This is a genomic window from Okeania hirsuta, from assembly GCF_003838195.1.
GTDB lineage: Bacteria > Cyanobacteriota > Cyanobacteriia > Cyanobacteriales > Microcoleaceae > Okeania > Okeania hirsuta.
Genome location: NZ_RCBY01000005.1, coordinates 1 through 11,727, shown reverse-complemented (window position 1 = coordinate 11,727; position 11,727 = coordinate 1). Strand labels below are relative to the sequence as shown.

General features: G+C 36.2%; 8 protein-coding genes and 1 pseudogene. 5 read left to right on the top strand and 4 right to left on the bottom strand.

Features of this window, described 5'->3' with window-relative positions; translation table 11 throughout:
* Nucleotides 1–520: 520 nt before the first annotated feature.
* Complete coding sequence (locus tag D5R40_RS34365; RefSeq protein ID WP_161564905.1) at nt 521–673, bottom strand: hypothetical protein; 153 nt, start codon at nt 671–673, stop codon at nt 521–523.
* A gap of 49 nt (nt 674–722) precedes the next feature.
* On the opposite strand from D5R40_RS34365, the gene D5R40_RS01575 reads away from it, so the two are divergent.
* Together D5R40_RS01575 and D5R40_RS01570 are read left to right on the top strand one after the other, a co-directional pair.
* Nucleotides 723–2,987: a serine/threonine phosphatase gene (locus tag D5R40_RS01575; protein WP_124144504.1), complete on the top strand. Its 2,265-nt coding sequence runs from the start codon at nt 723–725 to the stop codon at nt 2,985–2,987.
* A 593-nt stretch (nt 2,988–3,580) separates the two neighbouring features.
* The gene (locus D5R40_RS01570; RefSeq protein ID WP_124144505.1) at nt 3,581–4,801 is read left to right on the top strand and encodes an FHA domain-containing serine/threonine-protein kinase; all 1,221 of its coding nucleotides are present in this window, start codon (nt 3,581–3,583) and stop codon (nt 4,799–4,801) included.
* A 936-nt stretch (nt 4,802–5,737) separates the two neighbouring features.
* Here the strand turns inward: D5R40_RS01570 and D5R40_RS01565 are convergent.
* Nucleotides 5,738–5,956 (bottom strand): DUF4327 family protein, encoded by a 219-nt coding sequence (locus D5R40_RS01565; RefSeq protein WP_124144506.1) that lies wholly within the window; start codon nt 5,954–5,956, stop codon nt 5,738–5,740.
* Nucleotides 5,957–6,843: 887 nt separating this feature from the next.
* Here D5R40_RS01565 and D5R40_RS40665 point away from each other — a divergent pair.
* On the top strand, nt 6,844–6,975 hold the full coding sequence (locus tag D5R40_RS40665; protein WP_282433599.1) for a hypothetical protein: 132 nt from the start codon (nt 6,844–6,846) through the stop codon (nt 6,973–6,975).
* A 189-nt stretch (nt 6,976–7,164) separates the two neighbouring features.
* Here D5R40_RS40665 and D5R40_RS01560 read toward each other — a convergent pair whose 3' ends face one another.
* Both D5R40_RS01560 and D5R40_RS38970 read right to left on the bottom strand, forming a co-directional pair.
* Nucleotides 7,165–8,406 carry a serine hydrolase gene (locus D5R40_RS01560; RefSeq protein WP_124143296.1) on the bottom strand — a complete coding sequence of 414 codons (1,242 nt, stop codon included), beginning with the start codon at nt 8,404–8,406 and terminating at the stop codon, nt 7,165–7,167.
* A 478-nt stretch (nt 8,407–8,884) separates the two neighbouring features.
* Nucleotides 8,885–9,181, bottom strand: a pseudogene (locus D5R40_RS38970) (serine/threonine-protein kinase); the annotation flags it as partial.
* Nucleotides 9,182–10,332: 1,151 nt separating this feature from the next.
* Here D5R40_RS38970 and D5R40_RS01550 point away from each other — a divergent pair.
* Both D5R40_RS01550 and D5R40_RS01545 read left to right on the top strand, forming a co-directional pair.
* A complete protein-coding gene (locus D5R40_RS01550; RefSeq protein WP_124143295.1) occupies nt 10,333–10,647 on the top strand; it encodes a VOC family protein in 315 nt (104 codons plus the stop codon).
* Entirely contained in the window at nt 10,622–10,828 is a 207-nt protein-coding gene (locus tag D5R40_RS01545; RefSeq protein WP_161564332.1) for a hypothetical protein, read from the top strand. The genes D5R40_RS01550 and D5R40_RS01545 overlap by 26 nt, the downstream gene beginning before the upstream one ends.
* Nucleotides 10,829–11,727: the final 899 nt, after the last annotated feature.

The window sequence follows — 11,727 nt, the reverse complement described above, 5'->3', positions numbered from 1 at the left end:
TGTAAGACACACTCAAGACAGTCAAAAGTATTGATTGGTAAAGCTCTTAGGATTTTGTAACTGGTTAGTTATTTCTGCCATCCTGCAATAGTGGACTGACACACATTAGATGTGGAGATGGGGAGATGGGGAGATGGGGAGATGGGGAGATGGGGAGATGGGGAGATGGGGAGATGGGGGGAGTGTGGGGGCAAAAAATTTATCTACAGTTCTCAAAAAAATGTATTTTTCAATACACTTTTCTCCTAAAAAAGTCGCCCCAATACCAATACATAACTCGTATATTTTGTCAATTTTTATGTTAAGAAAGATGTTTATAAAGCATAGCCTCTTAAGGGGATAATAAAGAAAATTTTCATTATTAGTCAATCCTCTTTTTTTCAAGGAGAGGTAATTATTAATTATTAATTAGGGCTTGCTGATTAAATCTAAAAGCATTGACATATAAAGATTTTAGCCTTTTTGGGTTTGAAAAAAGTGCCTGGTTTTCAGCTCTTGATGCTCATGCATGGAGCGTATTTTAGGCACATAGTTGGGCAGAACAATCTTGGGACAATTTTCCGACTACCTCCTCGCTCATTCCCATTTCTCCCCTCCTGGGAGGGGGAGGGGCGAGGGGTGGGTTGTCTCCTGTCTCCTGTCTCCTCCCCCTACTAAAAGACTTTTTCAGCAAACCCTAATTATTCATTATTCATTATTAATTGTTGAATTAACCCCCTATTATGCTCATCTGTCCCGAATGTGAGTTTGAAAACCCGAACCAGAATAAATTCTGTGAAAAATGTGGTACATCCCTAACCCACAAAAATTGTCATCAATGTGGAACACAAGTGTACTTGAGCGTTCGACAATGTCACAACTGTGGTGCTGATATAGCTCAAGTCTGGAAGGCAATTATAATTACTCAAGCAGAAGCTCTCCTCCCCAACTCACCTGAAATTAATCTCAAGGAAATGGGACAAGAAGAAGTAATCAGCGGAGCAAGTCCCCTGGCCAAAGATTCGGCGGAGTCAGCAGCAGATGTCATTACAGAAGAACCCGAAGAGATTTTAGAATCCTCCGAACCTTTGGAGCCAAAAATAGAAATCGATCTACAACCTGCTGCCGAAGTAGAATCAGAAGATACTTTACCAGAAACAATAACTGAAGTTGACGATCGATGCCAAAAATTAGAGGAGTTAGATAATTCTGAATCAATTACCGCAGACATTCTCAGTCCAATGTCTGAAGCAGCAAACACAGAGAATAAATTATCCTCAAATCCAAATGACGATCTAGAAAATTCCTCCACTGCATCAGAAAAATATTTAGATCCCCAACAGCGCTACCAACTATTGGAAACTATAACACCAACAAACCAAGGTGAAACAGTAGTAGTGCAAGTACTAGACTGTAACCCACTAGAACAAACCCCCCTCAAAGCTTGGTTGCGAAATAACTCCGGTAATTTTAGACCGCCCACTTCTAGCTCTCAAGAGAATGAATTATCGGGTTACCAAAATCAAGAAAGTCAATTCCCTACCTCAAACCAACAGGGAGAAGCAACGGAGATAGAAGCTTTGATTTTTCCCGCAATTGCTCAACCATATTTAACATTATATACCCAACTACCTCAACACTTTCCTACTGTTCAAGATAGTTGGCAGTCGCAAAACGAAGAAATATTACTTGTGGCAGACTACAGTAGTTTGCCATTATTAGTAAACCTTTGGGGAAGCGAAAACCTTTCCCAACTACAAATTCTATCCTGGTTGCAACAAATGACCGAACTTTGGGTAGCTCTAGCACCATGGCATTGTTGCCAAAGTATACTGGAATATGAAAATTTGCGGGTAAGTCAAACAGACAATAATTATATCAAATTGCAACGTCTGTACTCAAAACCTGGCGAGAGTGAAAATCTCCAAGATTTAATGAAATTCTGGCAATCGTTATTTGAGCAATCTCAACGGACACAGTTTGGTTGGGTAACAGCTTTAATGCAAGATTGGCGGGATGGTAAAATACAAACTATTGAAAAATTGCGATCATATCTAATGACTACTGAAGATAATTTACAACCCCAACCACCTCCTACATCAGGAACTACAATTTTGCAAACTGATGATGCTTCCCCGCAGAAAGTAGAAGATATAGAAACTCAAAACACTGAACTTTTGCCGATACAGTTGGTAAATTTGGAAAGTTCCGGAAAAAGTGATGTAGGTAGTCAAAGAGACCATAATGAAGACTCTTTTGGAATTCAAACTCAGATAGAAAACCAAGAAACACCTACAGAAAGAATTATTCAAGCTAAAGGACTTTATGTGCTCTGCGATGGTATGGGAGGGCACGCTAGCGGAGAAATAGCGAGTCAAGTAGCAGTAGACACTATTAAACAATACTTTAAAGTGGAAAGTAGTTGGTCTGTAGGTTTGCCCTCTGAAGAAATAATTCGCGAAGCAATTATACAGGCAAATAAGGTAATCTACGATATTAATCAACAAGAAGTCCGCTCTGGCAGTAGTCGGATGGGTACTACTTTAGTAATGGCAATGGTTTACGATACAAAAGTAGCTGTAGCTCATGTGGGTGATAGTCGTTTGTATCGCCTCTCTCGTCAGGGAGGGTTAGAGCAGATCACTCTAGACCATGAAGTAGGGCAAAGAGAAATTAATCGTGGAGTTGAACCAGAAATAGCTTATGGTCGCCCAGATGCTTATCAACTAACTCAAGCTTTAGGACCGCGAGATGAAAATTTTGTCAGACCTGATGTGCAATTTTTCGAGCTTGATGAGGATAGTCTAATAATCCTGGCATCTGATGGTTTAACAGATAATGATTTTCTGGAAAATAATTGGAAAAATCTCCTGGAACCTCTTTTAAACAAACAAGCTAATTTAGAGTTGGGTGTAAACCAGTTAATTGATTTGGCAAATCAGTATAATGGTCATGATAATATTACAGCAATTGTGATTCGTGCTTTAGTGAAGCCACAAAAAAATTAGCAATACCGTTTCACGCTTAGTCAAAAGTCAGAAGTCAAAAGTGATATTTTAATTAATTAAAACCTTTATTATACAGTAATTTCAGCTTATTAGTTTACTTCATCAGTTACCGAAAAATTCGGTCTAAAGCCTCCCCTTATTAAAGGGATAAAAAAAGATAATATTCCTTATGTCAAGCCTTGTGCTTTCCTACGGAATGCTGCGCAAACAGCTAGAGGTACTGATAACTGATAACTGAAATAACCAACTATTTGTGACATTTTTTAAGTGAATTGGTATAGCAGTCGAAACAAAGGGGGCGGACATTTATAAAGGCTCAAACTAAGTTAGGGATTACTTTTAACTTTTAACTTTTAACTTTTAACTTTTAACTTTTAACTTTTGATTTTTGACTTTCGACTTTTATCTTGCGCGGATCGCTATATAAGTTATGCTTTTATAGTGCTACGCATTAAGGTTAAGACATTTCTAAACCCTGTTTCCTGACGGATTCCGCACCGAAAACCCTTTAACAGTTTACTATTCCCTATTCCCTATTTCCTATTCCCTAGCACGTAGCGCTATACAAAAAACTTGAAGTTCAAACATAGATTGTGATTAGGTTAACCCTCCTAGACCCTCAAAAAAATACTCCTTTAAAAAATTGGGACTTTCAGAGTGAATCAATAATTAAGATTGGTCGCTCTCCTGATAATCAGGTTGTTTTATCTGATAGTTTAGTTTCACGATATCATCTGGAGCTACACAAAATACCAAAGTCCCAATCTGGAAATATTTGGCGATTAGTCAGTCAAGGTACAAATGGAACTTTTGTGAATGGAGTGTTGATGTCTCAGGGAATTATTTCTGATGGTTTCCTGATTCAGTTAGCCAGAGGTGGCCCTATTTTAAAGTTTCAGATTCAAGTTCCATCTGTTGCTAATGCTCCTCAACAATGTTGTTCTCGATCTAGTGATAACCCACCAGGAAACTTATTTTGTATTTATTGTGGAAAACCTATTACAGTTGAACGCAGCATCCGTCAGTATCAGGTGTTACGAATATTGGGTCAAGGTGGCATGGGTACTACCTATTTAGCTTGGGATCGTGATCGCAATAACTTACAGGTAGGCGCTTCTCCTGCTGCTGCTTTGGTGGTCTTAAAAGAAATGAATGCTGATATGGCTCAGATCCGCAAAGCTCAAGAATTATTTGAACGAGAAGCTAGAGCTTTGAAATCATTAAATCATTCAGGAATTCCTAAGTTTTTTGACTTTTTTGTTGAAGAAGACAAAAAATATTTGGCTATGGAGATGATTCACGGTCAGGATTTGGAAAAACGTATTTCTTTACAAGGACCGGTGTTACCAAAACAGGCAACTGAGTGGATGATTCAGACTTGCGAGGTTCTAGAATATATTCACTCACAAGATCCTCCACTGATTCACCGGGATATTAAACCTGCTAATCTTCTAGTGCGTCGTCGCGATAATCAGATAATAGTTCTAGATTTTGGGGCAGTCAAAGAGATTGGCACGCCTTTGGGTACGCGGATCGGCGCAGAAGGTTACAGTGCCCCCGAACAAGACCGCGGGCAACCTTTGACTCAATCCGATCTATATGCAGTGGGTGCAACTTCGATCTTTTTGTTGACTGCTCAAAGTCCGATGCACTTCTATGATAATCGTGGTAATGGTTATCGGTTTTATGTGGAAAATGTTCCCACTATTACACCACAACTAAGAAAGGTAATTGAAAAAGTTACCCAACCATTGCCTGGCGATCGCTATCAAACTGCTCTAGAGCTAGCAGATGCTTTAAAAGATTGCCTTTGAAGCACATCATCAATATTGGAATATCTCAATCTCACTATGTATAAGGGTTTTTGAGTTATTGGTAGAGATATAGCGCTACGTACAAGTCAGAAGCAATCCCTGACGCTCGTTTGAGTATTTATAATTGCCCTAATCTATTTGTGTAGTGCTATATTACAAAAAAACTTCTGAAAAAAAACAAATGTATTTAGATGTTTACTCAATGAACCGACTCAGAGTTAAGCTCAAAGAATTGACTGAGTTTGTTTGGTAAGTTGACAAGCTAAAGTTGTACTCAACCACATGGTACGCGCTTAAAAGTGAGCAATTATGTTCATGGGATTGAAACTCCGCGGGATCTATCCGCGTGGATTTTTAAGAGTCACAAACTTGCCATACTAAAGTCACTTCAAATGTAACCCTTAATGACATAAGTAAGGATTCCTCTAGTTTGTCCGGGGTAAACCCATTCAGGTTGCTTTTTATTCCTCACATTATAGCAAAAATATTCAAAATTTGCAATGTGCATGATTAATGGTTAAAATCATTACCCTAGTTTCCATCCAGCCGTTGATAGCGTAGCTCAGACCTAGGAAGCAACTTACTAGTTTCCCACTTACCGAAAGTTTATGATGAACTTAACTTGAGATGAGTCGTTCTGACATTAAACAACTAGCAGATTTTTTTTCTAATAAATCCTAATAAACCTGTATTCAGTTATTTAGTTATTAGTTTTAAAATTGCTTTGGTATCAATTTAGTTTCCTGATTACAGCCTTAGAAACCAAAAAGTTTTGTTTTATTTTTGTTTGATTTTGTAGTGCGATCGCCTAATTATTCTATACTTTCAGTCTTATTGCCTAGATGTTGGGGCTAATCGACTACATTCTACCAATTTCTATCGCTTAAACTCCAGAATTATTCACCCTCATCAGTCTTATTTGATTAGGAAATTAGACTAATCTTCTTCCCACACCTCTACAACCAAAATTTCACCTATTGGATCTTGCATAGAAAAATCAAAGTCTTGAAGTTGCTTTTTCCAATAAGGCCACTTATCCCCAAAAAGTAGGGCTATTTTCCAGATACTATCTGTTGGCTTGATTATATTAGATTCTACGAGGGAATTCACCTGACGCTGAAATTTTTCCATCTGGTGTATAACCTTTTGGCTCATAATACCTCTTAATTTTTTTAAATTCTTCTAGAAATTAACTCCCCGATTCTCACTTTTACCGATTCGTGGATTTTTTGTGCTTTTGGGTAAGTTACTTTCTAGATTTATAGTTTAACATACCTACTTTTGACAAGGTATTATAAGTAAAACTAAATAATTAAAAATCAATAGTGAGATTTTTTTATTAGAGTCAGTTATTACAAGTTTTTATACTTGAAAAAAAGTAAGTAATATGATATTAACTATAACTTTTATTATTAGATTTTTTTATAAAATGTAACATAAAATTATATATATATTCAGATAAATTTAGCCATATATGCTATCTCCTTATCTCCCTATCAATCACCAAACATTAAAGAAGCAGTCAGCGGTCAGTAATCAGCAATCAAGCAGATTTTTTTTGAGACACCCTCGTTTGCGGATGATTGCGGAACGGAAAGGAGATTTCAATTCCTCTGAAGGCCATTAGACTTATCGGAAGCCGGGGATTTTTACCCAGAGCTACTAAAAGCTGAAGCGTTTCAGCGCTAAAAGCTGATAGTTAGTTCAGTATTTTCAAGCATCAGGCTTCAACGATCGGCACTGAAGTCCGCAATTCCTCTGATAAGAGGCTAGCGTAGTTCTGACCTTAGAAGGCTAACTGTTAGCGTAGCTCCAAGCACAGGAGGCTAACTGAAATGACGTCATTGCATCTGTATACAATGAGACAAATTAGCTTACTTATAGCGGTTTTCACAAAGGTAGACTACAGAAAAATATAAGTATGTTTGAAGTTTGATAAGTTACAAACTTGATAGCTGTATTCTCTGTTAATGAAAACCGCTATAAATTAGACATCTCCAATAATAAAAACAGGACTTATATCATGTCCGGTAGCATCGGTCTTGTATAGCAAAGGTAAGGAAGAAGGAAGAAGGAAGAAGGAAGAGGGAAGAAGGCTACCCTCGCAAGAAAAAACCATCATTTCCTGTAGATATTCACCCTTGGGTTTACACAAACGATATAAACGGACATGATATTACGCACGCATACAAAAATATACACCATTTGTAGGGGTCAACGGCCGTTAACCCCTACTATCTGTAGTGGTTATGGGTAAGTCCGGAAAAAATAAAATCAATCATTCCACTGTTATTCATCAATTCTTTCTGCCTGCTCCCTGCTCCCTGCTACCTACTCCCTACTCCCTCTTTTGCTGGAGATGTCTATTGTCCATTCAATGCCATCATGCGATCGTAAACATGACGAGACAGTTTGGGGAATATTTCCTCATCTCTGGCATAAGCAATATCTTCTGCAAAGATCGCCAGAATATAAATAGCCTTATCATCCAAAGTTCTCACAAATGCTACATCCATACGATGTTTGCTAGTGAAACCAACTTTAGAACCGAAATAAATTTTGCTAGGTAAAGATTCTCCGAGAAAACCTTTGATTCCATTGTAGGGGTCATTTTGCCATGCTTCGGGTCTTAAATCTCTGGTTAACAAATAAGCCATTCTTGTACTATATTGCCGTGAAACTGCCTGCCTGGTATATATTTCATAGATTAGTCTTGCTGCATGATCGGTTGAAATCAAATTTCTGAGAAACTTACCATCTTTCTTCCTGAGTTGGCGATCGCGACCGACTGGACCTTCTTGACTAGGAGAATATCGAGGATAATTTTTTGTACTAACTATTAAATTTTTATAACCTGCTTTATGAAAAAAATTGTTAACGGATTTTCTTTTGTCTAACCACTTTTCTAAATCTTTCCCTTCTAATTTACTCCCCGATTTAGTATCAGTAATTGCATCTAAAATTTTACTAGCAGAATCGTTATGAGATTTCTGCATCATTGCTCTCAAGTCTTCATGAAACTTAGATTCATCTTCAATTAAACCTTTTTTTACTGCCCCATAAAATGCAGCCATCCAAAATAATTTAGATACACTAGCAGGATACCTCACTTCTTGGCTTTGATATCCAGCAAATGTATGAACATCTTGGCTTCTAACATCTATTAAACTAATAGATAAAGGTTCTGTTGGTAGCCCTTTTTCTTCAGAAATTTTAACCAATTCATCAACTATTTCCTGTAGTTGAGGATTATAACGTAGAGGGGGTTGTCTACGAACATTGTAGGCAAATCCTAAGTCTTCTGGAGTTTGTTGAGGAACTGGGCGTACATAGGGTGGTACGAGAGTAGGTGATACTGAAGTTTGAGGAGTAGGTTGAGGGGTCTGTGAAGCTGTGCGACCTCTGAAAGGTAGGGTAATAACCCAGCTCGCGGTCATTAATATGGCGACTAATATGAGGATATTTTTATATTTTAACTGGGGTAATATTAGTTTTGTATTTTTAGTTTTAACTAGCCGACGTATTTTTACTGGACGTCGCTTGGCTACCCGATATGGTGGACGGACTCGATGAAATGTTTGGGGTGGTAACTTTTCTGCGTGCATTTGAATAATAAGAAATATAAGTAGTGGACTGAGACAGCTAAAATGGTGCCTGGCGACGGATTGTTAAATACTTTTCACAGCTTAATATTTTAGCCGTAATGGCGGACTCTATAATAATGAACTATTTTAGCTGTGTCATGGCAGTAGTAATAATTTTATTGGTTTTCAGGACTTTACTATAAATAGTGCTAAATTTTCAACTATGGCTGGGAAATTAATTTCAAGGCCATTAGTTATGATGGGGAAACAAGACAGTAAATTAGATTAATTTAATACCTGTTTTCGCAGGATTATTGACCAATCTGGCATTAATTTGATACTTGAAATTCAGGATGATTAAGGATACTGAAAAATTTTAAAATTTAGATTTTTTAGCATTAGCAAATGCCGCTGTTGCTGAAGATAATTTTATGAACCGCCAATGTCAAGGTTTGTAACTTATCCCTTGGGAATTATTTACAGAAAATGACATTTCAAATCCATCTACCCATTCTTGTCCTAGATAAAATTTTCCGTTTTCTGTAAAGTATGCGTATAATCGAGTAATCTGATGATTTTTTTCCCCTAGTTATTCTAAAATTGCTGCTTCTCTTTGAAATCTGTCTTGTACGATTTGATAAATTTGAGGATTATTTACTATGGGTTTAAGTTGTTTAATCACGCATAGACGACCGGAGGGTATTTGAGTATCTTGGGCAATAAATGTTTCGCCAAATCCTCCACTTGCTAACGTTTTGATAATGCGATAACGGTTATTTAAAATCGTTTTTTCCATATACCCGTAATATTTGGGTTGTGAATAAAATATTTTTGAATTAGGGAACAGGAATAATAATTTCAGAGTTTTTATGTATTTTTAAAGATATTAAATTCAGAACTTACAGATGAGGTACGAAAAACTAGAATTTCAGATTGCTTTCCGTTCCGGAATACTCCGCAAATCCTATCAGTCGCAATGACAAAAATAGATTGTACTGCGTAAGCCCTAAAATTAAAAGAATCTGAAACTATGGCCATTCATTGATTGATACCTTCTTTGCCTAAAAAATCTTTCCTGTCTAAATTTGAGTCTATTCAATTGCACTATTTTGTATAGTAAAATTTATCAAAAATCATGCTACCCTGAGAAGGTCATCATTTCAATTATCAGTTATCAGTTATACAAATTCCCATGCATTAATGCTTAACTGAGGTAACACTTCAGTTATTAAGTAATTAAAAAGGGCGCATGGAACCTTTTTGGTAATTAGCAGCCAAGTTAATATTAATTATTATTATACTTACTTCTCCCTCACTCCTCTACTCCCCTACTCAATAAAATGGGGTGCATCTCATATTTGCAAAATACTTTTTTCCTATATATTCCCTATTCCCTATTGCCTGTTGCCTAAAAGCAATAAAATTTTGGCTTTATTCAAAATTGAGATTTACCCATAAAATGTAGAGTAGAAAGGTTTTTGAGAAATGGTATTATCAGTACCGACCGCTGAAACCAGAGCCTTGAAATGAGGTTTAAGACCTTATTTTTTGTCAAAATAACAGAGATTAGTAAACAATCAAATTAAGTAAATAAATAGTATTTATAAATATGAAATTTAAGTATAGCAAAATTTTTAATAATTGACATAAGTCCTACTACCAAAACTATTCAGAAAATGGAAAGATTTTGCCAGGTTTTTATGAGTAGTTGACAATTATATATTAAATTTGTTTTAATAAAAAAAGTATACATTTAATTATTAAGAATTCTTTATATGCCTCAAGCAAATTACTCCATAAATCTAAGATAACCTGGTTGGTCTAGATGCTGGTGTCAAATACCAAGAGACAAACTCTAGACCAACCTTTGGAGGTTATAATGGATTCCATCATGTCGAAATCTGGGTCTGTAACGCTTATCAAGCAGCATTTTATTACTAAACACACATGGGTTTCCAACCAATTGCCTATAAGGGTTTGGAAACTGGCGATCGTGAATACACTTCCCACGTTTTGCATGCAGGTCAAGTCACCCTTGTTCTTACATCTCCGTTAAACCCAGGAGAGACAAAAATCAATCAGTTTTTAACCCAATATGGCGATGCAGTTTATGATGTAGCTTTTAGTGTAGAAAATGCTCAAGCAACTTATGAATATGCAATTTCACAAGGAGCAAAGAGTGTTTCTCTGCCTAGAGCTTTCAAAGATGAGGAAGCTATCGGTTTCTGTAGATGTTATGCAGGAGTTAGATATAGTCATTGATTTCGATGAAAAAGGTTACATTCTGCAAATTTCTACTCGCCCGTTGCAAGCTCGTCCTACTTTATTTTTTGAGTTTATGCAACGCAACAATTATAATGGCTTTGGTGCAGGTAACTTTAAGTCTTTGTTTGGGGCAATTGAAGCACAACACAAATTACGTGGAACACTATTTATGATTTGATTTAGTATTAGTTAAAGGCAACAGCTCATCTGGCAATAGGGAAGGCATATGATGGAGACGGACAGTCTGAAAACACTTAAGGTGTTTTTAGTAGTCAGGAGCAATCAAATCTATTCTTTTAGTCAAATAGATCTTATAGATCTTAAAATAATTTAATAGCATAGCTTTGCTGTATTTATAACATTCTTTTTTCAAGCTGGTATTAGTTAAAGAAATATTATGTGTAAAATTTTTCAATCACTCTTAATTATTAATAAAATTCTTAATTTCACCCTTGGTATCAGAACTAATTCTAATCAGAAGAGGAAAGTTATGGCCAACAAGTAAACTCAGGTTTTTTCTCAATGCGTCAAGTTGTAGAAGCTAGCTGAGAAAATTTCTAATTTATTGAATTGATTAATACTAATATGGCCACTTTTAACCAAGGACAACAAAAATAATAGTTTTTTTTCTTAAGCACCCCAAGCATAATTAATGCTTCATCCAACCAGCAATCAGAACTCATATTCAACGTCTCTTCTCTTCTGACCCAATTTCATGTTTAATAATGTATAGCATATTGGTAGCTAATTTAGTACAGCTTAATCTTAATCCTAGTTAAGCAATTCGCTGAACATCTAAGAACTATGTACTTCATTAAGTCCAAACTGCTATGAATTTTAGATCATTTGAAAATAAAATATAGTAGCTAGCCAGGGAAATAGAAATGAATTTATGTATTGACCAAAGAAGAGGCGACTTTAACCTGAGGTTTTCTCATCTATTTTGGGCAATTGTAAAATATGCTCATGTTAAGTCAATTTAGTCAGTTGATTTAAACTGGCGTAAGTCTTTGATTATTGGCAAAATTCATTCTTATACTACCTTAATTTATGGATATTTATCCTTAATTTTTTGTG

Coding starts and splice junctions, on each gene's coding strand:
- D5R40_RS01575 (WP_124144504.1), top strand. CDS start 723: ATGCTCATCTGTCCCGAATGTGAGTTTGAAAACCCGAACCAGAATAAA.
- D5R40_RS01565 (WP_124144506.1), bottom strand. CDS start 5,956: ATGAGCCAAAAGGTTATACACCAGATGGAAAAATTTCAGCGTCAGGTG.
- D5R40_RS01560 (WP_124143296.1), bottom strand. CDS start 8,406: ATGCACGCAGAAAAGTTACCACCCCAAACATTTCATCGAGTCCGTCCA.
- D5R40_RS01550 (WP_124143295.1), top strand. CDS start 10,333: ATGGGTTTCCAACCAATTGCCTATAAGGGTTTGGAAACTGGCGATCGT.
- D5R40_RS01545 (WP_161564332.1), top strand. CDS start 10,622: ATGCAGGAGTTAGATATAGTCATTGATTTCGATGAAAAAGGTTACATT.